This window comes from Actinoplanes sp. NPDC089786, from assembly GCF_040684855.1.
Taxonomy (GTDB): domain Bacteria; phylum Actinomycetota; class Actinomycetes; order Mycobacteriales; family Micromonosporaceae; genus Actinoplanes.
In genome coordinates this window covers 344,553-369,311 of the sequence record NZ_JBFBGU010000003.1, presented here as the reverse complement: position 1 = coordinate 369,311, position 24,759 = coordinate 344,553, and the positions used below count along the sequence as shown (strand labels likewise).

The 24,759-nt window shown below is 71.6% G+C and carries 24 protein-coding genes, 1 tRNA gene and 1 pseudogene; 5 read left to right on the top strand and 21 right to left on the bottom strand.

Annotated elements, in window-relative coordinates; all coding sequences use genetic code 11:
* Positions 1 to 392: 392 nt before the first annotated feature.
* Together AB0O15_RS15725 and AB0O15_RS15720 are read left to right on the top strand one after the other, a co-directional pair.
* Positions 393 to 569 (top strand): hypothetical protein, encoded by a 177-nt coding sequence (locus AB0O15_RS15725; RefSeq protein WP_364318777.1) that lies wholly within the window; start codon positions 393 to 395, stop codon positions 567 to 569.
* 995 nt (positions 570 to 1,564) lie between these two features.
* Entirely contained in the window at positions 1,565 to 1,900 is a 336-nt protein-coding gene (locus AB0O15_RS15720) for a hypothetical protein (RefSeq protein WP_364318775.1), read from the top strand.
* A gap of 403 nt (positions 1,901 to 2,303) precedes the next feature.
* Here AB0O15_RS15720 and AB0O15_RS15715 read toward each other — a convergent pair whose 3' ends face one another.
* Positions 2,304 to 2,651 carry a hypothetical protein gene (locus AB0O15_RS15715; protein WP_364318774.1) on the bottom strand — a complete coding sequence of 116 codons (348 nt, stop codon included), beginning with the start codon at positions 2,649 to 2,651 and terminating at the stop codon, positions 2,304 to 2,306.
* 30 nt (positions 2,652 to 2,681) lie between these two features.
* On the opposite strand from AB0O15_RS15715, the pseudogene AB0O15_RS15710 reads away from it, so the two are divergent.
* Positions 2,682 to 2,951 (top strand): annotated as a pseudogene (locus AB0O15_RS15710) (recombinase family protein); the annotation flags it as partial.
* Positions 2,952 to 3,865: 914 nt separating this feature from the next.
* Here AB0O15_RS15710 and AB0O15_RS15705 read toward each other — a convergent pair.
* From AB0O15_RS15705 to eno, 16 genes are all read right to left on the bottom strand, one after another.
* A tRNA-Leu gene (locus tag AB0O15_RS15705) sits at positions 3,866 to 3,948 on the bottom strand.
* Between the two features lie 75 nt (positions 3,949 to 4,023).
* The gene (locus AB0O15_RS15700) at positions 4,024 to 5,382 is read right to left on the bottom strand and encodes an NAD(P)/FAD-dependent oxidoreductase (protein WP_364318772.1); all 1,359 of its coding nucleotides are present in this window, start codon (positions 5,380 to 5,382) and stop codon (positions 4,024 to 4,026) included.
* A 92-nt stretch (positions 5,383 to 5,474) separates the two neighbouring features.
* Positions 5,475 to 6,044 (bottom strand): hypothetical protein, encoded by a 570-nt coding sequence (locus AB0O15_RS15695; protein ID WP_364318770.1) that lies wholly within the window; start codon positions 6,042 to 6,044, stop codon positions 5,475 to 5,477.
* A 15-nt stretch (positions 6,045 to 6,059) separates the two neighbouring features.
* Entirely contained in the window at positions 6,060 to 7,445 is a 1,386-nt protein-coding gene (locus tag AB0O15_RS15690; protein WP_364318768.1) for a DUF58 domain-containing protein, read from the bottom strand.
* Between the two features lie 13 nt (positions 7,446 to 7,458).
* A complete protein-coding gene (locus tag AB0O15_RS15685; protein WP_364318766.1) occupies positions 7,459 to 8,457 on the bottom strand; it encodes a MoxR family ATPase in 999 nt (332 codons plus the stop codon).
* 27 nt (positions 8,458 to 8,484) lie between these two features.
* On the bottom strand, positions 8,485 to 9,093 hold the full coding sequence (locus tag AB0O15_RS15680) for a hypothetical protein (RefSeq protein ID WP_364318765.1): 609 nt from the start codon (positions 9,091 to 9,093) through the stop codon (positions 8,485 to 8,487).
* Positions 9,090 to 9,794, bottom strand: a complete 705-nt coding sequence (locus AB0O15_RS15675) for a DUF4129 domain-containing protein (protein WP_364318763.1) — start codon at positions 9,792 to 9,794, stop codon at positions 9,090 to 9,092. Before AB0O15_RS15675 ends, AB0O15_RS15680 begins: the two co-directional genes overlap by 4 nt.
* Before the next feature lie 10 nt (positions 9,795 to 9,804).
* Positions 9,805 to 10,542, bottom strand: coding sequence for a uracil-DNA glycosylase (locus AB0O15_RS15670; protein WP_364318761.1), 738 nt, complete (start codon positions 10,540 to 10,542; stop codon positions 9,805 to 9,807).
* Positions 10,539 to 10,907, bottom strand: a complete 369-nt coding sequence (locus AB0O15_RS15665; RefSeq protein WP_364318759.1) for a hypothetical protein — start codon at positions 10,905 to 10,907, stop codon at positions 10,539 to 10,541. Before AB0O15_RS15665 ends, AB0O15_RS15670 begins: the two co-directional genes overlap by 4 nt.
* Positions 10,908 to 10,925: 18 nt before the next feature.
* On the bottom strand, positions 10,926 to 11,846 hold the full coding sequence (locus AB0O15_RS15660; protein ID WP_364318757.1) for a hypothetical protein: 921 nt from the start codon (positions 11,844 to 11,846) through the stop codon (positions 10,926 to 10,928).
* On the bottom strand, positions 11,843 to 12,172 hold the full coding sequence (locus AB0O15_RS15655; protein ID WP_364318755.1) for a PadR family transcriptional regulator: 330 nt from the start codon (positions 12,170 to 12,172) through the stop codon (positions 11,843 to 11,845). The genes AB0O15_RS15660 and AB0O15_RS15655 overlap by 4 nt, the downstream gene beginning before the upstream one ends.
* A 106-nt stretch (positions 12,173 to 12,278) precedes the next feature.
* Positions 12,279 to 13,184 carry a Ppx/GppA phosphatase family protein gene (locus tag AB0O15_RS15650; RefSeq protein ID WP_364318753.1) on the bottom strand — a complete coding sequence of 302 codons (906 nt, stop codon included), beginning with the start codon at positions 13,182 to 13,184 and terminating at the stop codon, positions 12,279 to 12,281.
* Positions 13,181 to 13,678, bottom strand: a complete 498-nt coding sequence (locus tag AB0O15_RS15645; RefSeq protein ID WP_364318751.1) for an amino-acid N-acetyltransferase — start codon at positions 13,676 to 13,678, stop codon at positions 13,181 to 13,183. The genes AB0O15_RS15650 and AB0O15_RS15645 overlap by 4 nt, the downstream gene beginning before the upstream one ends.
* Positions 13,675 to 14,160 carry a DUF501 domain-containing protein gene (locus AB0O15_RS15640; RefSeq protein WP_364318749.1) on the bottom strand — a complete coding sequence of 162 codons (486 nt, stop codon included), beginning with the start codon at positions 14,158 to 14,160 and terminating at the stop codon, positions 13,675 to 13,677. Before AB0O15_RS15640 ends, AB0O15_RS15645 begins: the two co-directional genes overlap by 4 nt.
* A complete protein-coding gene (locus AB0O15_RS15635) occupies positions 14,161 to 14,742 on the bottom strand; it encodes a septum formation initiator family protein (protein ID WP_364318748.1) in 582 nt (193 codons plus the stop codon). It lies immediately after the preceding gene.
* 96 nt (positions 14,743 to 14,838) lie between these two features.
* Positions 14,839 to 16,122 (bottom strand): phosphopyruvate hydratase, encoded by a 1,284-nt coding sequence (eno, locus tag AB0O15_RS15630; protein ID WP_364318746.1) that lies wholly within the window; start codon positions 16,120 to 16,122, stop codon positions 14,839 to 14,841.
* A 168-nt stretch (positions 16,123 to 16,290) separates the two neighbouring features.
* Here eno and AB0O15_RS15625 point away from each other — a divergent pair, with 168 nt between their 5' ends.
* Positions 16,291 to 16,950 (top strand): hypothetical protein, encoded by a 660-nt coding sequence (locus AB0O15_RS15625; protein ID WP_364318744.1) that lies wholly within the window; start codon positions 16,291 to 16,293, stop codon positions 16,948 to 16,950.
* A 40-nt stretch (positions 16,951 to 16,990) separates the two neighbouring features.
* The gene (locus AB0O15_RS15620; protein WP_364318743.1) at positions 16,991 to 17,659 is read left to right on the top strand and encodes a hypothetical protein; all 669 of its coding nucleotides are present in this window, start codon (positions 16,991 to 16,993) and stop codon (positions 17,657 to 17,659) included.
* A gap of 73 nt (positions 17,660 to 17,732) precedes the next feature.
* Here AB0O15_RS15620 and AB0O15_RS15615 read toward each other — a convergent pair whose 3' ends face one another.
* Genes AB0O15_RS15615 through mfd form a run of 4 tightly spaced genes read right to left on the bottom strand, consistent with a single transcriptional unit; the run spans position 17,733 to position 24,647 of the window.
* Positions 17,733 to 19,319, bottom strand: coding sequence for a DUF885 domain-containing protein (locus AB0O15_RS15615; RefSeq protein ID WP_364318741.1), 1,587 nt, complete (start codon positions 19,317 to 19,319; stop codon positions 17,733 to 17,735).
* 9 nt (positions 19,320 to 19,328) lie between these two features.
* On the bottom strand, positions 19,329 to 20,261 hold the full coding sequence (locus tag AB0O15_RS15610) for a MazG family protein (RefSeq protein ID WP_364318739.1): 933 nt from the start codon (positions 20,259 to 20,261) through the stop codon (positions 19,329 to 19,331).
* A complete protein-coding gene (locus AB0O15_RS15605) occupies positions 20,261 to 20,995 on the bottom strand; it encodes a hypothetical protein (RefSeq protein ID WP_364318737.1) in 735 nt (244 codons plus the stop codon). The genes AB0O15_RS15610 and AB0O15_RS15605 overlap by 1 nt, the downstream gene beginning before the upstream one ends.
* Before the next feature lie 22 nt (positions 20,996 to 21,017).
* Entirely contained in the window at positions 21,018 to 24,647 is a 3,630-nt protein-coding gene (gene mfd, locus AB0O15_RS15600) for a transcription-repair coupling factor (RefSeq protein WP_364318735.1), read from the bottom strand.
* Between the last annotated feature and the right edge of the window lie 112 nt (positions 24,648 to 24,759).

Here is a 24,759-nt window from a genome sequence, read left to right as displayed (position 1 = left end):
CCACCTCTCTCGCGGAGGTGAACCCCAGTGGTGGTAGTAGCGGCGACGAGTGCACTCCTGCTGGGGTTCCTCGCGGGCCTGATCAGCTTCAAGGTCAAAAGCCGGTGGTGCCCGCACTGCGGCGCGATGACCACCGCCGATCTGCCCGCAGCGACCACCATGCCACGAGCTCCGAGCACGCCAAGTTGGTCGGCGCTGCCGACGCAGTCCTACAACCAGGTCGGCCGAGCCGGAGCACTCACACCGGCTCAACGGCGCCGCGCGAACGGCGGCCATTGATGCTCGTTCCGAGGACGCCACACCAGCCCGACCGACCAACGTGGGACTGCCTGGCCTGCGGTGAGCCATGGCCGTGCGCACCCGGCAAGGTCGAGCTGGCCGAACAAGGGTCGGTGCATCGCCGATCGCTGCGGCTCTACCTCGAGTCCTGCGCGATCGACATGATCGACGACCGACGCGACGGGCATCCCGCCAGCGGCCGCGACAACTCGATCCACGACCGCATCCTCGGCTGGCTCGATGCGCACCCGCCTGCTCCGGCCGACTGCGCGACGCGACGGGCGGGCTGACGATGCTCTGCACGCCCGTTGTCGCGTCTGCTACGGCACCCACAGCGAGGGCGAGCCGACGTCACTTCCCCGGTCGGGAGACTTCCCCTATAGGGAAGAGTCGGGTCGGTCGGGTAGCTAGCACAGCAACTCCTGGCTGCGGTGTTGGGCGTGGAGGGCCGGCCTGGGGTCGGCCCGGCGATGCCGGGTCCGGGCCGACACGTGGGCCGGCCAACAGACCGGGCTCAGGCTGACAGCGCAATTTTCGGGCCAGCGCCGCGGCGGCAGCGCCGGTCGGGCAGTTGCGTTCAGCGGTTCAAACCGGCGGCTGGCGCGGGGAGGTCTGCGCCGCCTTTCGCACTTGCACGTCAGCCCCGCGGCCGGGCATTGGTCGTCCACCAAGGTGGAAAGCGGTGCGGTCGGGAGCGAACGCGGCTCGCTCAAGCCGACGCCGGCGCGATCCCCCGAGCGCGGACATAGGCCGCCGAGCGGTTGATGTCCTGTCTGCCAATGCCTCCGGTTGGGTGCCCAACGCGGCGTCCGTCGCGGCTGGGCCGCCCAACACCGACCCAACAGGACCGCGAGGAGATCACCTGACCGTGTCGGGCATGGTCACGTGATCCAACATGGCCAACAGCGCAGGTCGGTGCGCTGTTGGCCGGTGACCGCTGGAACCAGCACCGCCCAACAACGGGGCTCTGTTGGGTGGCTGTTGGCCAGGGACGGCCCCACGGACGCCGCGTACCGGGCCGCAACGACGCCTTTGTGAAGTGCGAACACGGCCAGTCGGCACGGGGCAACACGCCGATGACTGCTCACGACACGGCATCGATCATCCTCTGGCGCACCGCCTTGGGCGGCACCGTCGCGACAGAGGCGTCCGCGACGGCACACGACACCTCCACCCACGCGGCAGGCCATGAGCCGCCGGCGTCAGATCGCGACAGCGACGCCGACACCCCACGACAGACCGCCCGCTCCACGCCGGTGAAATTCGGACGTCCGGGACGGCGGCCGTGACACCCCATGACAGCGGTCGCGGCCCGGGACGTCAGAATCCGCGCAAATTTCGTGTCACCCGTGACACCGCGACCGATCAACGCGACAGCGCCCTGTCGCACGGCGACAGAGCCGACAAGCCGAGCCCGCCGGCAGATGAGTCACGTTACGGTGCGGCGGCCCAGGCCGGCGCCACGCAGCACTCCGGCACCGATCCGCTCAGCGTGAAGATCACGTTCGTGGTGGTTCACGGAATCGCCGCCGAGGAACTGATCCAGCGGCAAGGGGCAGCCGTCCGGGACGCGCTCGAGTGGTTTGCCCACCACCCACCCGACGAGACAGACGGAGGATGACTTGACCGCACAGCCGCCTGAGGTATCGCAGCCCATCGAAGCTGGCGACGAGGTGACGCTGCTGGACTGGCTTCGTATCGTTGCCGACCAGAACGTTCCCGAGACTCTCCAGCAGGCGGCGGTGGCCGTCGCGTGGATGGGCCGCACGTCGACTGACGACGCGCAGGATCCCACCCTCTCCCTCCCCCGCCAACTGGAGAACTCGCGCAACGCGCTGCCACCCGGATTCGTCATCGTGGCGAAGTTCTACGACGTCGAGTCCGGGCGCAAGAGCGTCGAACGCCGAGGCACCGGCACGGCACACGAGCAGTTCGACATCCCCATCCCTCGCGACGGTGGGATCGCGGACCTACTCGCGGAGGCTCAGCGACCGGACCGGCGATTCGTGGCGGTGGTCTGCGAGTCAATCGAGCGGGTCGCGCGGACCACCTACTTCAGCACGAAGATCGAATACGAGCTGGAGCAGGCCGGCGTCGCTCTGCTGGCCGCCGACGAGGGCATCGACCCGTCCGCGGTTCCGGGACTCGACAAACGCGCCGCACCGTTCCGCCGGGCCACGCCCACCCTGACCCGGCGCATCAAGCAGGCCATCGCCGAGTGGTACGTGCTGAACATGCTGGAGCTGTCCTGGGGCGGCACCAAAGCCCACACCAACCAGGGCTTCAACATCGGCAAGCCCCCGTACGGCTACGCCGCCGTCAAGACCCGCCACCCAGTCAAGAACAAGGCCGAGCAGGGCCGAACCAAGCACCGCCTCGTCCCGGATCCCGTCCGCGGGCCGGTGGTCACCCGGATCTTTCTCCTACGGGCCTTGGATCGCATTGGCTACCAGGCCATAGCCGACCGCCTCAATCGTGACCCCGACCGGTACCCACCACCAGACCCGATCATCGGAGAAGGCCGCCGCCACCGGGTCGGCGCCTGGACGGCGAGCAACGTCCGCGAGGTCCTCGACAACCCCAAGCACACCGGATACATGGTGTGGAACCGCCGTAAACGCCCGCGGCCGGAACGCGGCATTCGCGGCAAGGTCAACCCGCCGTCCGCGTGGGTGTGGTCCGCCATGCCGACCCACGAGCCCCTGGTCACCCGCGAGATCTTCGAAGCGGCCAGCACGGTCGGCCGATTCCGCCAAGGCTCGCGGTCCGACGCCACGCCGAACCCGTTGGCGAAACGGACCTACCTGCTCCGGAGCTATCTTCGTCACGCGCCCTGCGACCGGCGCATGTGGGGCCACACCGTCCGTCAGCTGACCTACTACCGGTGCAGCCCGAAACCTGACCACCACCGGCACCTGCTGTGGTTCGACGCCCACCCGGCGCACGTGACGGTCCGGGAAGACGACATCATGCCGCTGGTCAATCAGTTCTTCGAGAGACGGATCTTCGGCGAAGCGCGCGCCGGCTTCCTGGCCGCGGCGGTAGACCGACCCACGGTCCGCAACGATGTCGACGAACGCGCTGCCGCACTCACCAGGGAGATCGCGGCTCTTCAGCGCCGCCAGACCAACCTCATCACCGAGCTCGAGCAGTTCGAGCCGTCCGGGGACGACAGCTTCGACCAGGCATGGCGTTCCGGAATCCAGGAGCGATTCCGAACGATCCTCGCCGACCTGCGCAAGAAGACCGATCTGCTCGCAGAACTCACCGAGCAAGGCCAGCTCCAGCCTGAGACCGACCCGGCGCTGCTGGAGGCGATACCCCAGACAAGCCTCGCCGTCAGCCAACTACCGGAAGCGCAACAGCGACGCCTGTTCGATGCCTTCCACCTTGAGCTGCGCTACCACGACCGCACCAGCGAACTGGACCTACGGGTCACCGTCACCGCAGACACCGCGACCATGCTCAGCGCCACCGTGCACGAGATCCTCGCCTCGGAAGGCGTTGCGGAACCCTTGCGTGCCCCCAGTGGGGCGCGCAACGGACCTCAACCAACTGCCGATGATCTCCGTGCGGATGCTCAGGGTGCCCGGGGCGGGGGTCGAACCCGCACGCCTGTGAGGGCAGCCGCTTTTAAGGCGGCCGTGTCTGCCTTTCCACCACCCGGGCCGTCGGAGGGCTGTGCTCACCGTATCTGCTGGCCAGCGCCCGACAAGACGCCGGACGGCTGAGTACACCCTTGTCCTACCGGACGCCCGAACCCACCGGCTCGGCCGGTCGATCGCTGGTCAGCGGGGGTGTGACGGCATTGAACTCCTCGCGCGGCTGGTGCAGCTGACCGAGAGAGATCGTCTCGCGGCGGAACACGAAGGCGAGGGTCCAGTCGGCCACCACGCGCGCCTTGCGGTTGAACGACGGGATGCGGCTGACGTGATAGGTCCGGTGCATCAACCAGGCCGGCAGGCCGGTGAGCTTGATGCCGTAGACGTGGGCCACGCCCTTGTGCAGGCCGAGGCTGGCGACGCTGCCCGCGTACTTGTGCCTGTAGGGCTTGGGCGCGCCGCCGAGCAGGGCCAGGCGGATGTTGTCGGCCAGCACCTTGGCCTGGCGGACGGCGTGTTGCGCGCTGGGTGAGCAGTAGGCGCCGTCGGGCTTGGTGAGGTCGGGCACCTGGGCGCAGTCGCCCGCGGTCCAGGCGCCGTCGAGCACCCGGTCGCCGTCGACCACCTGGAGCGTCGGCAGCGCGGTGAGGTGACCACGCGGGCCGCGCGGCAGGTCGGTGCGGTCGAGCATCGGCGACGGCTTGACCCCGGCCGTCCAGACCAGCGTCTCGGCCTTGAACCGGTCGCCGTCGCTCAGCTCGACCCAGCCGTCCACGCAGGAGACCAGGCGGGTGTCCAGGCGCAGGTCGATGCCGCGCTTGTCGAGCTGACGAGCGGCGTACGCCCCCATCTGGGGGCCGACCTCGGGCAGGATCCGGTTGGTCGCCTCGACCAGCACGAACCGCACCTCATCCTGCCGGAGCTCGGGGTAGGTCGGCAGGGCGTCGCGGACGACGTCTTCCATCTCGGCCAGCGCCTCGATGCCGGCGTAGCCACCGCCCACGAAGACGAACGTCAGCGACGCCGCGCGGACCGCCCGGTCGGGCGTCACGGCCGCCACGTCGAGCCGGTCGAGGATGTGGTTGCGCAGGTAGATGGCCTCGCCGATGGTCTTGAAGCCGATGCCGCGCTCACGCAGCCCGGGGATCGGCAGGGTGCGCGACACGGAACCGGGCGCGACCACGATGTGGTCGTAGGTCATCTCGGTCGGCGGGCCCTCGATCGGCTGCACGGTGACCGTCTTGCGGTCGTGCTCGATGCGGGTCACCTCGCCGGAGACGATGCGGCAGCGCTTCAGCTCGCGGCGCAACGGCACCACCGAGTGGCGCGGCGAGATGTTGCCCGCCGCCGCCTCGGGGAGGAACGGCTGATAGGTCATGTGGGGCTGGGGGTCGATGACGACGACCTCGGCCCGCCGCGGGCTGACCCTCCGCGACAGGCGCAAGGCCGCGTAAAGGCCGACATGGCCGGCTCCGACGACAATCACACGCTGAGGTCTCACGTGGTCCATTGTCCGCACCGGAGCACCCCGATGCGGCGCGGTGTGACGCAGCACAAGCCCAGGTGGGGGTGCTGAGGAACACACGTAAAAGGTTAGTTACCGGTACGTCGCAGCAACCTTGCCAGCAGCAGCGTCGCGGCGGTCGCGGCGGCCAGCCCGACCACGGTCGCCAGCACGAAGGCGCTGCCGGCCAGCGCGTCGGAGAGGCCGAGAGCGATCACCGTGAGCACCGCCGAGATGAGGACCGCCGCCCCGGCCCGCAGCAGCCAGCGGACCACCACGTCGAGGTTCACCACCCCGTCGTACGGCAGCACCGCGGCCAGCGCGGCCAACGTGTGCCCGAGGTAGAGGAAGGTGCCGATGGCGATCACCCGCCACGCCTCGACCCGGCCGTCGTACCAGGTCGTGCCGGCCACCCAGCCGCCGACCACGACCAGCACCGCGAGCGTCGGGCCCCGGCCGCGCGGCGCGAACGCCGGATAGATCGCGAAGAGCAGGAGCGGCAGCACGAACTGGCCGAACACGATCGCCGCCGGCCAGGCCACGATCATCGCCCCGGCGAAGGTGGCCGCCACCCCGGTCTTGACCAGCAGGGGCACCAGCGTCGCCCGGCTGATCGCGGTCTGCATCCGGGTCAGCCGGTTGGTGATGCCGTCGAACATGTCTGCTCGCCTCCCTCAATGACCTCTCGGCGCCGAGGCCATCCGGGCCACGTCCCGCAGCACCAGGTCGAGGCTGCCGGTGCCGGCCCAGGACACCACCGGCACCCCGTGCTCGCGGAGCCGGCCCAGCACGTTGTCCCGCTCGATCCGCCACAGCCGGGTGGCCAGCGGCGTCCACGCGCTGCGCTGCGGCGGCGTCAGGCCCTCGGGCAGGGTGTCCACCGCCACCGTGTACCGGCCGCTCTGGGTGAGCCGGGCCAGCATGTCGGCCGACCGCGGGTCGACCAGCGGGGTGAGCACCACAACCAGCGCGTCCGAGGACACCTGGTGGGCGCCGAAGGCGTGTTCGAGGGCGGCCTCGGCGTCGTTGTCGGCCTTCACGTCGAGCAGCCACTCCAGGACGGTCAGGTACTGCCGGCGGCCGGTGGCGGGACGCAGCCGGCGGCCGTTCGCGCCGTACTCCAGCAGGGACACCCGGTCGCCGCGCTTGAGGTAGTGCTCGGCGATCGCCGCCGAGGCGCGGACCGTGGTGTCCAGGACCGAGGCGCTGCCCTTCAGGCCGCCCGAGACGCCGGCCTCGCCGAGCACGTCGAGCAGCAGCAGGACCTCGGCGTCGCGGTCCGAGAGGGTCGAGGCGACATGCAGGTCACGGGTACGCAGCGACACCCGCCAGTCGATCCGGCGCAGGCGGTCGCCCGGCATGAACGGGCGTACCCCGGCCAGCTCGCCGCCCTCCCCCGGCCGCCGGGACCGGTGCGGACCGACCAGCCCGGCCGCGGCGGGCATCGACTCGACCGCGGCGAACGGCTCGGTCATCGGGTAGACCCGCACCGCCCGGGCCGGCGTCACCACCGGCCGGCAGGCGAGCAGCCCCGAGCAGGCGGCGACCCGCGCCGCCGCCGGGCCGATCTCGTGCCGGCCCCACCGGCTGGCCTCGCCGGTCAGCTCGATCTCGGTCCAGTCGCCGACCGGCACGCTGATCGCGAACGGACGGTCGGCCTGCTCCAATTTCACCCACGGCGAGGCGCGGGTCCGCAGCACGACCAGGTCGTAGTCGAGGACATCCGGATTGGCGACGGTCAGGCCGGCGGTCACCGTGCCCCCCTCGACCAGGTGTTCCTCGTCGGCGCTGATGGTCACCTCGGGCGCCGAGCGCGGCATCCGGCGCAGGGCCATCGCGGCGCCGATCGCGAACGGCGCGCCCAGCAGCACCAGGTCGATGCGGCCCAGCGCGACGCCGAGCACCAGCAGCAGGCCGGTGAGCAGCACCGCGCGGCCCAGCGCCCGGGTGGGCACCCAGGCCGGCCCGCTCAGCGACTCGTCGGCCTCCTCCACCGCGGGCGGGGCGGCCAGACGCAGCCGGGGCCCCTCGCCGTCCGCAGCCCCACCACCGCCCAACATCGGACTGAAGGCACTACTCATGGCGCGCGTACGTGGGCATCGCGCCGCTGGCCGGCGCCGGCACCGCGGTCAGCACCTCCTCGACCACGAACGAGGGGTTGACCTTGCGCAACCACATCTCGGGCCGCAGGGTGATGCGGTGGGCCAGTGCGGGGACGGCCACCTCCTTGACGTCCTCGGGCACCACGAAGTCGCGCCCGGCCATCGCCGCCCGGGCCCGGGCCAGCAGCAGCAGCGCCAGCGAGCCGCGTGGCGACGAGCCGACCAGCGCCGACGCGTGCTCGCGGGTGGCCGAGGTGAGCGCCACGATGTAACGGCCGATGGAGTCTTCGACCACCACGTTCTCGAGCGCCGCCTGCATCGCCAGCAGCGAGCGGGAGTCGACCACCGGGGCGAGCAGCTCTTCCTCCTGGCGGCGGGTCATCCGCCGGCGCAGCACCTCCCACTCCTCCTCGGCGGTCGGGTAGCCGAACGACACCCGCAGCAGGAAGCGGTCGAGCTGGGCCTCGGGCAGCGGGTACGTGCCCTCGTACTCGATCGGGTTGGCCGTCGCCAGCACGTGGAACGGCGGGTCGAGCCGGTAGGTCACGCCCTCGACCGAGACCTGCTTCTCCTGCATCGCCTCGAGCAGGGCGGACTGGGTCTTCGGCGGCGTCCGGTTGATCTCGTCGGCCAGCAGCATGTTGGTGAAGACCGGGCCGGCCCGGAAGGCGAAGTCGCCCTTGCGCTGGTCGTACAGGAACGAGCCGGTGACGTCCGCGGGCAGCAGGTCGGGGGTGAACTGCAGGCGGCGGAAGTCGAGCCCGAGCGCCTGCGCGAAGGACCGCGCGGTCAGCGTCTTACCCAGGCCGGGCAGGTCTTCCAGCAACACGTGCCCGCCGGCCAGGATGCCGGCCAGCACCAGCTCCAGGGCGTCGCGCTTGCCGACCACCACGGTGCCGACCTGGTCGAGCACCGCACCGGCCAGCCGCCCCACCTCGTACGGGGAAAGGCCCTGCGCCGCGTCCGCCACCGATTCACTCCTTCGCAAGATCACAATTCACAGACGTTCGAGTGCGTCCACATAGCCGGCCAGATCCGCCCGTTTCGGCGGCCGCCGGCCGGGGTCGGCCAGCAGCAGCCAGAGCGGTTCACCGACCAGCTCGCGCGCGCGCCGCGGATCGGACGACCGGGTGATGCCGTGCCGCAGCCGCAGCCGCTCGTCGGTCAGCTCGGCGAGCACCGGCAGCACGTTACGCGAGAACCGGTCGGCGTCCGACTGCGACCAGTCCAGCCGGAGTTCCCACCGGCGCACGGAGGTCCGCAACGAGTCGCTGCCGGCCCAGTGGTATTCGCCCGGTTCCTCACCCGAGGCCCGCTTGGTGACCCGGGCCGACGAGGGCGGCGAGACCGCCGCGACGGCCAGCATGAGCAGCCGCAACGCGGCGAACGCGGACACCACGATCAGCAGCGGGACGCTGAGGCCGGCCATCCGCAGGCCGGCCACGGTGACCGTGGTGGCCACGGCGACCAGCAGCAGGTTGCGCACGACCCAGCCGGCCCGGGACGGCGGCCGCTTGACCTCGGGCTCGGGGGCGCGGCGGGCGGGCTGCTCGTCGGCGTACTGGAACAGCGCGTCGAGCCCGTCGCCGCCTTCCTCGCGGGTCATGACGGCACCTGGGTGGTGCCGAGGTCGGCGCGGAGCCGTTCCAGGGCCGATCGGGCCTGCGAGCGCATCTGGTTGTCGACCGTGTGCGTGGCGTAGCGGGCCTGGCGGTAGACCTCGAGCAGCGCGGCCAGCACGCCGGCGTCCACCTGCTGTTCGCGCAGCAGCCGGCCGACCAGGTCGGTGGGGCTGTCCCCGGCGTGCCGGGGCGTGCCGGCCGAGGCGGCGGCCTGTTCCAGCCGCACCCAGCAGGCGATCACCGCCCGGCGCGGGTCACGGTCGGTGTCGGAGAGCTCCTCGATGCCGGCGTCGAGCGCGGCGACCAGGTCTTCGGCGGTGTTCGGGTCGGTGCGCTCACGCTCGGGCCGGGCCCGGCGGCCGCGACGGCGGGCCTGGTCGCGCAGGATCGCCCAGACCACCAGGACGATCAGCACCAGCGCGGCCACGCCGAGGACGACCAGCGCCGCGGTGGTCAGCCACGCGGGCAGGCCGCTGTCGGACGGCGGGGGCGTCCCGCCGCCGGCGGACGGCTGGTTCGTGGCGATCGGCTTGGTCGGCAGCAACGGGGCGGCCTCTTCGGGCGGCGCGTCCGGCCGGATCCGCTCCAGCTGGGGCAGCGACCGGGTGGCCGCCACCGAGGCGAGGAAGAGCAGGCCGAGGATGGCGGCCAGCGGCCACCATCGACGCAGTCGGGCGAGGTCCATCGAGCACGAATCATGCCAGGCCCGCCAAAGCTTTGGCACGGGCCAGCACCTCGTCGAGCATCGCCGGGGTCAATCGACCGGTGAAGGTGTTCTGCTGGGACACGTGATAGCAGCCCAGCAGGACCGGCGCGCCGGGCATCGCGACCTCGGCGCCGTGCCCGAACCTGGGCCGCGGAACGGGCGGCCGGAGCCCGTACACCCGGGTCAAGGACGGCCACCACGCGGCCCAGGCGAACGCGCCCAGCGCGATGACCACCCGCAGCGTGGGTCTGATCAAGGACAGCTCCCGATGCAGCCAGGGAGCGCAGGTGTCCCGCTCGGACGGCAGCGGCTTGTTGTCCGGCGGGGCGCAGCGGACCGCCGCGAAGATCCGGGTGTGCGCGATCGTCAGGCCGTCGTCGCGGTCGACGCTGAGCGGCTGGTTGGCCAGGCCGGCACGGTGCAGCGCGGCGAAGAGCACGTCGCCGCTGCGGTCGCCGGTGAAGATCCGCCCGGTCCGGTTGCCGCCGTGCGCCGCCGGGGCCAGCCCGAGGATGCCGACGGCCGCGTCCGGCGGGCCCATCCCGGGCACCGGGCGCCCCCAGTACTCCTGGTCGCGGAACGCGGCGCGGCGCTCGGCGGCGACCTGTTCGCGCCAGGCCACCAGCCGGTCGCAGGCGAAGCAGTTCGCCACCTCGGCGTCGAGTCGCGGCAGGTCGGGCGCTTCCGCCGCCCGCGACACGACGTCGTCGGGGGTACGCGCGGTCATGACGCGCGGGGGCGCAGGCAGAGCAGGTAGCCGCCGTTGCCCGTACTCGAATAGACGATGAACTTCTCACCCTCGCTGAAGAACGTGTCGCAGGCCGGCCCGTCGGCGTCGGTCGTGCCGTTCACCCGCCCGGCCACCTCGTAGTCGGCCTCGGCCGAGTCGCACGGCACCACCTCGGCCCGGGCGGCGGTGCCGGCGGTGATCTCCCGGCTGGTGCCGTGCACGCAGTCGCCGGCCCGGGCGCCACCGGCCTTGTCGCCGAAGAGGAACTCCTTGGCCGCCAGCACCGAGATGCCGATGGCCAGCGCCAGCAGGATGTGGATGGTCACCTTGAAGGCGACCGACCCACGTTCAGCCTCGTGCACGCATGGGACGGTAGCGCGTCAGCCGGACGGTGTGGGGGCGGGCGCGGCGGGCGCCGGCTTGTTGCCCAATCGGAACGGCGCGTTCTCGGCGCAGTACGGGTAGACCGACTCCGGAGCGCCCCGGCTGTACGAGCCCTGGTCGTCGTAGCAGTTCGGGTCGCCCAGCCGGATCGGCTGACCTTCCTGGTCGAGCAGCCGCGCGCCCTCGACCAGGTTGCCCTCACGGTCATAGACGAAGACATCACGAACGTCGTTGTACGGATCGGAGTAGCCGGCGTTCATGTAGGGATCGGTCCGGCTGGCCGAGTCGGCGTCGCTGAAACCGGCCAGTGCGACCACCACCAGGATGCCGGTGCCGACGGTGTGCATCAGCCGCAGCGGCCGCTTCAGCAGGAACCGGCGGCGGCCGAACCAGATCGAGGCCAACACGCAGGTGGCGAGCATCCCGAGAGCCACCAGGTCGCTGCCGCCGACCCGGGGCAGCAGGCCGATCTGGCTGCCGTCGCCCAGGGCGCTGGCCAGCACCATGGCGACCAGGTAGCCGCGCAGCACCCACCACGCCGGACGGAGCTGGGCCAGGAAGTCGCTGGCCTTCGGCCGGCCGAAGAGCGGCCCGGAGCTCTCGTCGAGCTCGCGCACGCGGGCGCCGAGCGAGGCGCGCGCCCGGCGCAGCCGGGTGGCCCGGCGCGGCGGCGGAGGCGGGTCGGGGAAGCCGCCACCGACGTAGCCGGCGCTGGCCAGCAGCTCGGCGGCGTACACCGACGGCGGGCCGAGCCGGTCGGCGAGCGTGCCGATGTCGTCGGCGACCACCTCGGCCAGGTGTTCCGGCAGGTCCTCGAGCAGTCCCTCGCGGACCTCCTCGGGCAGGCCGGCCAGCGCGGCGCGGACCGCCTCGACGTAGGCCGTGATCTCGTCGATGTCGGTGTCTGTTGCGTTCACGCCGTCCCCCGCTCGCGAAGAAGGTCGTCCATGGTGGCTGAGAACTCCTGCCAGATCTTGCCGGAGTGCTGCAACTCGGCTCGTCCGGCGGCGTTCAGGGCGTAGTACTTGCGGTGTGGGCCTTCGTCGCTGGGCACCACGTACGCGTTCAGCAGCCCGGAGTTGAAGAGGCGTCGCAGCGTACCGTAGACGGAGGCGTCGCCGACCTCCTCCAGCCCGGCCACCCGCAGCCGGCGGAGGATGTCGTAGCCGTACCCGTCCTCGTCCCGCAGCACCGCCAGGACGGCCAGGTCGAGCACGCCCTTGAGCAGTTGCGTCGCATCCACGCACCGCACACTACTGTGCAGTGCGAAGTACCGTCAAGAACAGAACAGTGGTGGCCCAGAACGGTATTCGCCGCCGAAACGGCGCGCCGGGCTACCACCGGAGGGGTCAGACGAGGCCGTAGGCGATGCCGTCGAGGATGTCGTGCTCGCTGGCCACCACGTCGTGCTTCTCGGCCCGCTCCATGATCGTGCGGAGGATCAGGGCACCAGCGCCGATCACGTCGGCCCGGCCGGGATGCATCACCGGCAGCGCTCGGCGCTCGGCCACCGTGGCCGCCAGCAGGTTCGCGGTGACCTTGGCGACCTGGTCGTACGAGATCGTGGCGTGGTGGATCCGGCCGGCGTCGTACCCGGGCAGGTCGAGAGCGAGAGCCGCCACCGTCGTGACCGAACCGGCCAGCCCGACCATCGTGTGCGCGAGCCGGCCCGGCACGGCCGCGAGCGCCTTGTCGACCTGGGCGGTGATGTCCTTCTCGGCCGCCGCGATCTGCTTGGCCGTCGGCGGGTCGGCGAACTTGTGCCGCTCGGTCATGCGCACGCAGCCGATGTTCACCGAGCTCGCCGCCTCGACCGCCGCCACCCCGGTGACGAACTCGGTCGAGCCGCCGCCGATGTCCACCACCAGGAAGGGCGGGTCCTCGGTGAGCCCGTGCACCGCCCCGACGAAGGAGAGCGCCGCTTCCTCGTCGCCGGTGATCACCTCGGGGTCGACCCTCAGCACCGACCGCACCATGTCGCGGAACTCGCCCGCGTTCTTGGCGTCTCGTGACGCCGAGGTGGCGACCATCCGCACCCGGTCGATGCCCAGCTCGGCGATCTCGGCGGCATAACCGAGCAGGGCCTGACGGGTACGCTCGATCGCCTCCGGAGCCAGCCGGCCGGTGCGGTCGACGCCCTCGCCCAGCCGGACGATCTCCATCCGGCGGGACACGTCGGACAGCCGCTCGCCGTCCACGTCCGCGATCAGCAGACGGATCGAGTTGGTGCCGCAGTCGATCGCCGCGACCCTCATAGATGCAACAACATTCGCGTGTTCCCCAACGTGTTCGGCTTGACCCGCTCCAGGTCGAGGAACTCGGCGACACCCTCGTCGTACGAGCGCAGCAGCTGCTCGTAGACCGGGTGTGGCACCGGCGCCCCGTCGATCTCGGTGAACCCGAAGGAGCCGAAGAACCGGGTCTCGAAGGTGAGGCAGAAGACCCGGGCCACCCCGAGCTCACGCGCCACCCCGAGCAGCTCGGTGACGATCTTGTGGCCGATCTTGGCACCGCGGTGCAAGGGGTCGACCGCGACCGTACGGATCTCGGCCAGGTCTTCCCACATCACGTGCAGCGCGCCGCAGCCGACCACGGTGTCGTCCTGGTCGGCGGCGACCCAGAACTCCTGGACGCTCTCGTACAGCGTGACCGTGGCCTTGCTGAGCAGCCGCCGATCGGTGGTGTAGGTGTCGACCAGCGTGCGGATCGCCTTCACGTCGCTGGTCCGCGCCCGTCGTACGGTGATCATCGGCACTTGCCCTCGGACCAGAACTCGCCGATCGCGTCGCGCACCTCGTCGCCGAACGGGTTCACACCCGGTCCCGCCGCCAGCGCGTGCGCGAGGTGCACGTGCAGGCACTTCACCCGGTCGGGCATCCCGCCGGCCGACACCCGGGCGATCTCGGGCACGTCCTCGATCTCGGTCCGCCGGGCCAGATAGTCCTCGTGCGCCTTGGCGTAGCGGGCGGCCAGCTCCGGATCGGTGGCGAGCCGTTCCTGCATGTCGCGCATCACCCCGGCCGACTCCAGCCGGCTGCACGCCGCCGTCGCGTGCGGACAGGTCAGGTAGTACAGCGTCGGGAACGGCGTGCCGTCGGCCAGCCGCGGCGAGGTCTCCACCACGTCGGGATTGCCGCACGGGCAGCGGTGGGCGATCGCTCGGGTGCCACGGGGGCGGCGGCCGAGCTGCGACTCGACAACGTCCAGGTCGGCCGGCTGGGGGGATTCCATCTAGTTTCGAGGCTCCGAATTGGCTGCTTGCACGCTGGACCACAGGGTGTCGTACCAGCGGTCGGGTGCGGCGGCGGCGGGTGCGCGACCGGCGTCCCGGGCGGCGCCGGCCGGGTCGTTCAGCACGATCAGCGGGGTCTCACCGGGGCGTACGTAGTAGAAACGCTCGCGCGCCTGGGCCACCACGTACTCCTCGTCCGACCAGAGCGCGACCTCGTCCGCCTTCTCGGCGATGAGCCGGCGCTGGATCTCCTGCGCCTGCTCCATCTTGGCGATCTGCGATTCCTGGGCGAGATAGACCCGCAGCGGGTACGTGTAGGCCAGCACCAGCGCCACCAGCACCGCGATCATGACCGTGGCCCGGCCGGTGATCGCCCGGGGCCGGGGCGCGACGGTGCGTTTGGCGGCCGCGCCCTTGGTCGCCGCGGTGCGTTTCGCGGCCATCGGGCGGGCCTGCCGGGCCACCCGCGGCTCGACCCGGGTGGACGACGTGTCGCGCACGCGAACACGCTGCGTGGGGCGGGACGCGCGGCCGGGGCGGCGCGCCGGACCCTGGCCGCTCGGCGTGCGGCGCTGCGTCATCCCTGCCCTCCCCCGTCATGGAGTTGCGGCACCTGCCACCGCGAACCTATGCCCCGGCGCGTCGATGCCACAACTCCATGATCCGACGATGCGGGACTACGCGGTGCGGTAACGCGGGAACGCGCCCGCTCCGGCGTACCGGGCCGCGTCGCCCAGCTGCTCCTCGATGCGCAGGAGCTGGTTGTACTTGGCGACCCGGTCGGACCGGGCCGGCGCGCCGGTCTTGATCTGGCCGGAGCCGACCGCGACGGCGAGGTCGGCGATGGTGACGTCTTCGGTCTCACCGGACCGGTGGCTCATCATCGTCTTGAGGCCGTTGCGGTGGGCCAGGTCGACCGCGTCCACCGTCTCGGTCAGCGAGCCGATCTGGTTCACCTTGACCAGCACGGCGTTGGCGGCCTTCTCGGCGATGCCGCGGCCGATCCGGGTCGGGTTGGTGACGAACAGGTCGTCGCCGACGATCTGGATCTTGTCGCCGAGCTGCGCGGTCATCGCGCTCCAGCCGGCCCAGTCCTCCTCGGACAGCGGGTCCTCGATGGAGACGATCGGGTACGTCTCGGCCAGCTTGGCGTAGTAGTTGATCATCTCCTCGGACGACTTGGGAGCGCCCTCGAAGACGTACGAACCGTCCTTGTAGAACTCCGTCGCGGCCACGTCCATGGCCAGCACGATGTCGGTGCCCAGGGTGAAGCCGGCGGCCTGCACGGCCTCGGCGATCAGGTCGAGCGCGGCCGCGTTGGTCGGCAGGCTCGGCGCGAAGCCGCCCTCGTCGCCCAGCCCGGTGGACAGACCCTTCTTCTTCAGCACCGACTTCAGCGCGTGGTAGACCTCGGCGCCGGTGCGGAGCGCCTCGGAGAACGTGGCGGCGCCGATCGGCGCGACCATGAACTCCTGCACGTCGACGTTCGAGTCGGCGTGGGCGCCGCCGTTGAGGATGTTCATCATCGGGACCGGCAGCAGGTGGGCGTTCGGGCCACCCAGGTAGCGGTAGAGCGGCAGCTGCGCCGAGAGGGCGGCGGCCTTGGCCACGGCCAGCGACACGCCGAGGATCGCGTTGGCGCCCAGCTCCGACTTGTCCGGGGTGCCGTCCAGCTCGAGCATCTTGGCGTCGATCAGGCGCTGCTCGTCGGCCTCGTAGCCGATCAGCTGCTCGGCGATCTGCTCCTCGACGTTCTCGACCGCCTTGGTCACACCCTTGCCCAGGTAGCGGCCCTTGTCGCCGTCGCGCAGCTCGATCGCCTCGAACGCGCCGGTGGACGCGCCGGACGGAACCGCGGCGCGGCCGATCGAGCCGTCGTCCAGCCCGACCTCGACCTCGACGGTGGGGTTGCCTCGCGAGTCGAGGATCTCCCGGGCGACGATCACTTCGATGGTGGCCATCTGTCGTGTGGCTCCTTGTGCTCGTACGGCTGCCTGTGTCGCGCTCCCGGGGCCCTTCGTCGCGTCGCCGGGGCATCATGGCTACTTCGTCACCGGAAGGGTATCGAGCCCGCGGGCCCGCCATGTCAGCGGCTGTTTTTTGTCCGATATGCGGCACGGATTTCCCTCATGCCGGTGGCCGGGCGGCCGATGTCGGCCAGCATGAGCGAACACGTGCTTCCCGAGGCCGGCGCCGACGTCGAACTCACCGCGGCGTGCTGCGACCCGGTGCCCGGCGTCCGCGTGGTCGCGACCGAGTCCGGCCTGCTCACCCTGTCGCTCGCCCTGGCGGCCGTGCCCCAGGCCGGCTCGAACGTCACCCTCCGGTGGCCGGCCGGCATCCGCGGCCGCTACTCCCTGCCGGTGCACGTCGCCCAGGTCGACGAGAACCGGATCCAGGTCCGCCCGATCGGCCGGGCCGAGATCGAGCAGCAGCGCAACTTCGTCCGCGGCGGCGGCGGGGAACAGGTGATGCTGCGCCGGCCGGGCCTGCCCGACGTGTACGGCTGGATCCGCGACATCAGCGAGCAGGGCGTCCGTGCCCACTTCGAGGACATCATCCTGGCCGAGCGGGAGGAGATCCGGCTGCGCGTGCAGCTCGACGACGAACTGGTCGACGTCGCCGCCCTGACCGGCAAGATCGCGTCGCTGCGGCAGACCGTCCCGGTCCACGGCCCGATGAGCGTGGAGGTCGTCGCCACCCTCCAGCCGGACGAGCACCAGGCCCAGCAGATCCGCCGGTACGTCATGCGGCAGCAGGTGCTGACGCGCGCCCGGAGCGCGGGATAGCGGTTTGCACCGTGGTGCCCGATCCGCTTAGGTGTTGCACGTGCCAGCCATCCGCCGCGCCCTCCCCGCGCTCCTCGCCGGCTGGCTGCTGCTCACCGGCTGCGGCGACCTGCCGGCCGCGTCGGCCCAGGGCCTGGCCGGGAACGACCTGGTCGGCGCGATGGTGACCCAGCTCACCGCCTCGGCCGGCCTCACCTACACGGCCGGCTACCACCTGGCCGGCGGCACCACGGCCACGTTCACCCAGGCGCAGAAACCCCTGCGACAGGGGTACGACTATCCGGGCGGCCGCCTCGTCGTCAGCTCGTCCGAGGTCACCGACTGCCGCGGCGCCTCCCGGCCGGCCTGCACGCTGACCAGCCCGCCCGCGACCGGCTCGCTGCCGCCGGCGCTGTCCGCGGTCCAGTCCACCGGCCTCGTCCCGCCGCCCGTGGTGATCAAGCTGCTGAACACGGCGGCCCTCGACCAGAACGTCACGATCGCCCCTCGCGACACCACCATCGCCGGCCACCACGCCACCTGCCTCGACCTGACCGGCATCGACAACGCGGCCGCCCGTGACCTCGGCGTCTGCGTCACCAACGACGGCGTGCTGGGCAGCTTCAAGGGCATGATCGCCGGCCGGCAGGCCGACATGACCATGACCGAGTACGACCCCACGGCCCGATACACGGCCTTCACCCCGCCGCCGGGCGCCCGCTTCCCCTAGGCGGTGTTCAAAACCCGGCCAGGGCTGCGGCGTGGCCGGGTTATGAAACACGGCCCAGCCACTTCGGGGGCGGTCAGACGCCCAGCAGCGTGCGCAGGTGGCGCGGCGGCGGGGAGCCGTGCGCGAGCATCGCGTCGTGCCAGGCCTTGGGCGTCGCGCCGAACGGGCGGGCGGCGGCGATGGCCGCGATCTCGGTGTAGCCGACGAAGTAGGTGGAGAGCTGGGTCGAGGTGAGCAGGGCCCGCCGCCACTTGCCGGCCGCCTCCCCCGCCTCCTGGAAGCCGACGTCCGTCATCAGGGCCATCGCCTCGGCCTCGGACAGGTCCTCGCAGTGGACCAGCTGGTCGAGGACGGCGTTGAGGCTGGTGCGCAGCTGCATCTTGAGTTGTTGCATGCGCACCGGCAGGCCGCCGAAGCCGAGGCCGGCCATCAGCTCCTCGGCGTACACGGCCCAGCCCTCGACGAACGGACCGGAACCGCCGATGGCCCGGACCCGGGTGCGGCCGCGGAACCGGCGCGCATGCGCGATCTGCAGGAAGTGGCCCGGCATGGCCTCGTGCACGGTCAGGTTGCGGACCATGTGGTCGTTGTACTCGCGGTAGAGCGACTCGGCCCGCTCCGGCGACCAGTCACCGGGCGCGGGCGCGATGCAGTAGAACGTGGGCAGCCCGGCCGGCTCGAACGCCCCGGGTGAGTCGCAGTAGGCGACGGCCACCCCGCGGGCGAACTCCGGCATCTCCTCGATCACCAGCGGGTCGTCGACCAGCGTCAGCAGGTCGTGGTCGCGGACGAACGCGGTCGCCTCGTCCAGGCTGACCCGGGCCAGGCCGACGATCGTGTCGCCGTCCGGGTGATCGTCGGCGAGCCGGGCGAGCGCCTCGCGCACCGACCCGCCGGCGGCCAGCTCCCGAAGCTCGGCCCCGGCCGCCTCCACGTTGCGCCGGGCCCGGGACAGCACCTCGGCCGCGGGCAGCTCGGTGTCGAGCGTGTGCCACAGCCGCGCCTCCCACAGCCGGCGGCCCAGGCGAGGGTCGCGGCCGGGCACGTCCAGCCGGGTGCGCAGCCAGTCGCCGAACTCGGCCAGGGCGGCGGTCGCGGCGGCGGCGGCCGGTTCGACCGCGGCCCGCAACGCCGGCTCCTGGTCGAGCAGGCCGGGCACCTGGCCCTCGATCAGCCGGGCGACCCCGGCGAACTGGCCGATCGCCGTCTCCACGTGGATCCGCGGCATGTCCCGCAGCACCGCGCGGGCGGTGGCCAGCGCGTCGGGGATCGCCGCGAGCCGGCCCCCGAGGCTGGCCAGCCGCTCGGGCAGCGGCGCGAAGGGCCGGGCGATCAGCCCGTGGAGCAGTCCGCCGGGGTTGTGCAGCAGCGGGTTCCACTCGTGCTCGCGCACGTCGGTCAGCTCGAACAGCCCCCGCTCGACCCGGGCCGAGAGGATCGCGTGGTCGACCTGCTCCTCGGCGTCGAACGCGTCCGGGTCGATGCCGGCCAGCGCGTCGGCGGCCTCACGGAGCATGGTGACCCGCTCGGCCACGGCCCCCGGCGACAGGTCGGGCAACCGATCGTCGTAGCGGTGGTCCCCGACGTAGGAGGCCAGGCGCGGGTCGCTCTCCAGGAGCGCGTCAACGATCCGCTCGGCGGTGTCCACGAAGTCCGGCATGTCAGCAACCTACTCGGCGGCGCGCACCCGCGCGGCGTAGGCCAGGGTGGCCTCGCGCAGCGCCTGCTCGGGATCGCCGCCGGCCTCGCGCGCCTCGGCCACCAGCCGGAGCAGCGTCGAACCCAGCGAGTCGTCGGCCGGCAGCGGCACGGACAGGCCGGCGCGGGACGTGCGCTGCAGGATCTTGGCCGCCAGGGCCAGCGCCGGCTGGGACAGGGCCACGCCGTCCAGGGCCGAGTCGCGCGCCTTCTCCTGCTTCTTGATGCGTTCCCAGTTGTCGATGATGTTCTCGACCGAGTCGACCTGCTCGCCGGCGAAGACGTGCGGGTTGCGGCGGATCATCTTGTCGACCAGGGTGCCGGCCACGTCGTCGACGTTCCAGGCCGACTCGCCCGGCAGGTTCTCGGCCAGGCGGGCGTGCAGCACGACCTGGAGCAGCACGTCGCCGAGCTCCTCGCGCAGGGCGTCGAGGTCGTTCTCGGCGATCGCGTCGTAGGCCTCGTAGGCCTCCTCGAGCAGGTACTGGGCCAGGCTCTGATGGGTCTGCTGCAGTTTCCACGGGTCGCCGCCGGGCGAGGCCAGTCGGTCCATCACGGCGACGGCGTCGAGCAGGCGGGCGCCGGGCGGGTCCCAGGAGCCGTACATCAGCTCCATCTCGGCGAGCTGAGGCTCGCGGGCCAGCCGGAGACCGAGCTGCCGGGCGAAGTCCTGGTCGCCGGTCGGGCCGGCCAGCCAGACCACGGTCTCGTGGGTCGCGAGCTCGCCGACCAGCGCCTCGACATCCGGGCCCAGGACGGTCACCGGCACACCGGCCGCAACCCAGGCGTCGCCGGCGGCGGCCGAGTACACCGGATGGGCCCGGACCAGGTCCCAGGCCGCCGCGGTCAGCAGGCCGGTCGGTAGCCGCGGCGACGTGACCAGCAGGACGATGCGACCGGGCATCAGGACTTGTTCAGCACCGTCGCGTCGTCCTGGTCGACCAGCGGGATGGACACCAGGTTGAGCGGCTTGTTGTCGGGGCCGTTCTCGGCGTACACCGGGATCTCGCCGCTCGCGAACCGCGGGTTGATCTTCAGGTCGGCCTTGTCCCACTCGGTCTGCAGGTCTTTCTTGACGTTCAGCGCGCGGCCCAGCGTCTGCAGCGCCTCGGCCGACACGCTGGACTTGAACTCTTGATAGGTCAGGCCGGGCTTCATCTGACCGGTCTCCTCGAAGACCTCGAACACGTGCTTGACGTCGGCGTCCGGCGGGGTGCCCGGCTGTGCGGCCTGGAGCAGGCTGTTCAGCAGCAGGCGGCTCTCGCCGTAGAGGCGGACGTATTCCGCGTTGCCGGGCACGCCGATGCTGGCGCCGATCTCTTGAAGCGGCACGTCGGCCGGGAGCCGCACGTTCTTCGCCTTCGCGACCCGGGTGACCAGGTCGTGGGTGACCATCGCGCTGACCACCTCGGGCATGCTCACCGGCGCCGGGGCGGGTGCCCCGGAGGCGCCCGCGGCGGCCGGCTGGGCGGCCTTCTTGGCCGTCAGGTCGTCGAAGACGTGCTGCGCGTCGGCCACCGAGATCGTCCGGTCGCCGATGTAGGCGGCCACGTCGGGCTCGGACCGGCAGGCGGACAGCCCGCCGATGGCCAGGGCGGCGGCGACGGCGACGGACGCGAGACGGCGGGCACGCTGCATGCCGATGACTCTCTCACGTCCCTCAGGAGGCATGCTGGCGACCCCCGGAAGTGGCGGGCTCCCCGAGCACGTCCTTCAGCAGCTGCGCACACCACTGGAGCAGCGCCTGGTCGCGCAGCGGTTCGCCGCCGACCCGCCGGGTCATCGGCCGGGGCACGCTGACCTGGTCGTTGACCGACTTGTAGACGGAGTCGGGGTGGTACCGCTTCAACCGCATCTGCTTCGAGTCGAGCAGCGGCAGGGGCGAGAAACGCAGGTGCTTCCCCTGTACGGAGACATCGGTCAGGCCGTAGGTGCGGGCGAGCTGCCGGAACCGGGCCACCGCGATCAGGTTCGCGACCGGCTCGGGCGGCTCGCCGTACCGGTCGGTCATCTCGGCGACCACCTCGTCGAGGCGGGCGGTGTCCCGTGCCTCGGCCAGCTTCCGGTACATCTCCAGCCGCAGCCGTTCCACGTTGATGTATTCGGTCGGCAGGTGCGCGTCCACCGGCAGGTCGATCTTGACCTCGGTCTCCTCCTCCGGCCGCTCCCCCTTGAACTGCTGCACCGCCTCGCCGACCATCCGCACGTAGAGGTCGAAGCCGACGCCCTCGATGTGCCCGGACTGTTCGCCGCCGAGCAGGTTGCCGGCGCCGCGGATCTCCAGGTCCTTCATCGCCACGTACATGCCGGCGCCCAGTTCGGTGTGCTGGGCGATGGTGGCCAGCCGCTCGTGCGCCTGCTCGGTCAGCGGCTTCTCACGCGGGTAGAGGAAGTAGGCGTACGCCCGCTCGCGGCCCCGGCCGACCCGGCCGCGGATCTGGTGCAGCTGGGAGAGGCCGAGCAGGTCGGCGCGCTCGACGATGAGCGTGTTGGCGTTCGGGATGTCGATGCCGGACTCCACGATGGTGGTGGAGACGAGCACGTCGAACTCCTTCTCCCAGAAGCCGACCATGACCTTCTCCAGGGCGTCCTCACCCATCTGCCCGTGCGCCACCGCGATTCGCGCCTCGGGCACCAGCTCGCGCAGCCGGCGGGCCGCCCGGTCGATCGACTCGACCCGGTTGTGCAGGAAGAACACCTGGCCGTCACGGAGCAGCTCGCGATGGATGGCCGCGGCGACCTGCTTGTCGTCGTACCCGCCGACGAAGGTGAGCACCGGGTGCCGTTCCTCCGGCGGGGTGGCGATCGTGGACATCTCCCGGATGCCGGTGATCGCCATCTCCAGCGTCCGCGGGATCGGGGTGGCCGACATGGTCAGCACGTCGACCGACGCGCGCAGCGCCTTGAGCTGTTCCTTGTGCTCGACGCCGAACCGCTGCTCCTCGTCCACGATGATCAGGCCGAGGTTCTTGAACCGGGTCGAGTTGGCCAGCAGCCGGTGGGTGCCGATCAGGATGTCGGCGGTGCCGTCGGCCGCCTTCTCCAGGGTGTGCTTGGCCTCGGTCGGGGTCTGGAACCGGGACAGCTGCCGGATCTCCACCGGGAACTGGTTCATCCGCTCGGTGAACGTGTTGAAGTGCTGCTGGGCCAGCAGGGTGGTGGGCACCAGGATGGCCACCTGCTTGCCGTCCTGCACCGCCTTGAACGCCGCCCGGACCGCGATCTCGGTCTTGCCGTAACCGACGTCGCCGCAGATCAGCCGGTCCATCGGGACCGCCTTCTCCATGTCGTCCTTGACCTCGTGGATCGCCGAGAGCTGGTCCGGCGTCTCGGTGTAGGGGAACGCGTCCTCCAGCTCGCGCTGCCACGGCGTGTCCGGCCCGAACGCGTGGCCTTGGGACGCCTGCCGGGCGGCGTACAACTGGATGAGCTGGGCGGCGATCTCGCGCACCGCCTTCCGCGCCCGCGCCTTGCTCTTCTGCCACTCCGAGCCGCCCATCTTGTGCAGCGTCGGCGACTCGCCACCGACGTAGCGGGAGAGCTGGTCGAGCTGGTCGGTGGGCACGAACAGCCGATCGCCGGGCTGGCCCCGCTTGGACGGCGCGTACTCGATGACCAGGTACTCCCGCTCGGCGCCGTTGACCACCCGCTGGACGAGCTCGATGTAGCGGCCGATGCCGTGCTGTTCGTGCACGACGTGGTCGCCCATCTTGAGCTCGAGCGGGTCGATCGTGTTGCGCCGCCGGGACGGCATCTTGCGCATGTCCTTGGTGCTGGCGCCGCGCCCGCCGGAGATGTCGTTGCCGGTGATGATCGCGAGCCGGGCCGGCTCGTCGACGAAGCCGTGGTTGAGCCCGCCGCAGGTGATCAGCAGCTGGCCCGGCTCGATCGCGGCCGGGATGCTGTCCACCGGGGTGACGCCGAGGCCGGCGTCGCGCAGCAGCTCGGTGGCGCGCTGGGCGGTGCCGTGCCCCTCGAAGACCAGCGCGATCGCCCAGCCGTCGGTCACCCATCCGGACAGATCGGCAGCGAGACGCGCGGTGTCACCGTGATAGAGCGGCACCGGCTGGGCCGACAGAGCGATCGCATCGCCCAGATCCGGCGAGACTTCGACGGTCTCGGTTGCGAGCCACGGCGTTTCGTCGGATCGGTCAGGTTCTTCGGAGGCCAGGCCGAACGGCGACACCGTCCACCATGGCTGGTGCAACGTGGTGGCGTGCGACCGCACGTCGGCCAGGGTCCGGAACGCCGCCGCCCCCACGTCGATCGGCGCCTGCCCACCCACGGCGGCCGCGGCCCAGGAGGCTTCGAGGAACTCGGCCGAGGTACGCGTCAGGTCGTGCGCCCGGGTCCGGATCCGCTCCGGGTCGCAGAGCAGCACATGCGTTCCCGGTGGCATGCAGTCGATCAGGAGCTCCATGCTGTCCGTCCCCTGGAGCAGGGCCGGCGCCAGCGACTCCATCCCCTCGACCGGGATGCCGTCGGACAGCTTGTCGAGGATCTCGCCCAGCTCCGGGTGTTCCACGGCCAGCTCGAAGGCCCGGGTCCGCACCTCGGGCGTCAGCAGCAGCTCGCGGCAGGGCGGCGCCCACAGCCGCCGCACCGGATCGATGGTCCGCTGGTCGGCCACCGCGAAGGTGCGGATCTCCTCGATCTCGTCGCCCCAGAACTCGACCCGGGACGGGTGTTCGTCGGTCGGCGGGAAGACGTCCAGGATGCCGCCCCGGACCGCGAACTCGCCACGCTTGGTGACCAGGTCGACCCGGGCGTACGCCATGTCGGTGAGCCGCCGCGCGACCGCCTCGAGCTCGGCCTCGCCGCCGGTCGTCAGCTCCACCGGCTCGAGGTCGCCGAGGCCCTTGAGCTGCGGCTGAAGCAGGCTACGGACCGGCGCCACGATGACCCGCAACGCCTCGCCGGGCGCCGGGTGGGCCAGCCGTCGCAACACGGCCAGCCGCCGGCCGACGGTGTCGGAGCGTGGCGACAACCGCTCGTGCGGCAGCGTCTCCCACGACGGGTAGACCGCCACCGCGGCCGGGTCGATCAGGCAGCCGAGCGCGTCGGCCAGGTCGTCGGCCTCGCGGCTGGTGGCGGTGACCGCGAGCACCGGGCGCGAGGCGCCGCCGCTGCCGGCCGGCGAGGCGACGGCGGCGACCACGAACGGGCGCAGCGAGGCGGGCGCGGTGAGGTCGAGGGCGTCGGAGTCGACCCCGCCCTTACGAGCGAGGTCACGGGCGCGGGCGAGCCCACGGTCGCGCAGGGCGGCCGGGATCAGACCGGACAGTTGCACGGAAGGAACTCCTAAGCAGGCACGGCGAGCAGCCCCACGCCCAGGAAGGACGGGGGGTACGCCACCCAGCTTAGTCCGCCCCGCGAGCAGGAAACGTGAGTCACCGCTATCG

What these genes read in the sequence shown, in the direction of transcription:
- AB0O15_RS15640 (WP_364318749.1), bottom strand. Translation starts at nt 14,160, where the DNA reads ATGGAATCCCCCCAGCCGGCCGACCTGGACGTTGTCGAGTCGCAGCTC.
- AB0O15_RS15610 (WP_364318739.1), bottom strand. Translation starts at nt 20,261, where the DNA reads ATGCCCGGTCGCATCGTCCTGCTGGTCACGTCGCCGCGGCTACCGACC.
- AB0O15_RS15670 (WP_364318761.1), bottom strand. Translation starts at nt 10,542, where the DNA reads ATGACCGCGCGTACCCCCGACGACGTCGTGTCGCGGGCGGCGGAAGCG.
- AB0O15_RS15615 (WP_364318741.1), bottom strand. Translation starts at nt 19,319, where the DNA reads ATGCCGGACTTCGTGGACACCGCCGAGCGGATCGTTGACGCGCTCCTG.
- AB0O15_RS15635 (WP_364318748.1), bottom strand. Translation starts at nt 14,742, where the DNA reads ATGACGCAGCGCCGCACGCCGAGCGGCCAGGGTCCGGCGCGCCGCCCC.
- AB0O15_RS15650 (WP_364318753.1), bottom strand. Translation starts at nt 13,184, where the DNA reads ATGAGGGTCGCGGCGATCGACTGCGGCACCAACTCGATCCGTCTGCTG.
- AB0O15_RS15695 (WP_364318770.1), bottom strand. Translation starts at nt 6,044, where the DNA reads ATGTTCGACGGCATCACCAACCGGCTGACCCGGATGCAGACCGCGATC.
- AB0O15_RS15690 (WP_364318768.1), bottom strand. Translation starts at nt 7,445, where the DNA reads ATGTTGGGCGGTGGTGGGGCTGCGGACGGCGAGGGGCCCCGGCTGCGT.
- AB0O15_RS15645 (WP_364318751.1), bottom strand. Translation starts at nt 13,678, where the DNA reads ATGATCACCGTACGACGGGCGCGGACCAGCGACGTGAAGGCGATCCGC.
- AB0O15_RS15625 (WP_364318744.1), top strand. Translation starts at nt 16,291, where the DNA reads ATGCCGGTGGCCGGGCGGCCGATGTCGGCCAGCATGAGCGAACACGTG.
- eno (WP_364318746.1), bottom strand. Translation starts at nt 16,122, where the DNA reads ATGGCCACCATCGAAGTGATCGTCGCCCGGGAGATCCTCGACTCGCGA.
- AB0O15_RS15605 (WP_364318737.1), bottom strand. Translation starts at nt 20,995, where the DNA reads ATGCAGCGTGCCCGCCGTCTCGCGTCCGTCGCCGTCGCCGCCGCCCTG.
- AB0O15_RS15680 (WP_364318765.1), bottom strand. Translation starts at nt 9,093, where the DNA reads ATGACCCGCGAGGAAGGCGGCGACGGGCTCGACGCGCTGTTCCAGTAC.
- AB0O15_RS15675 (WP_364318763.1), bottom strand. Translation starts at nt 9,794, where the DNA reads ATGGACCTCGCCCGACTGCGTCGATGGTGGCCGCTGGCCGCCATCCTC.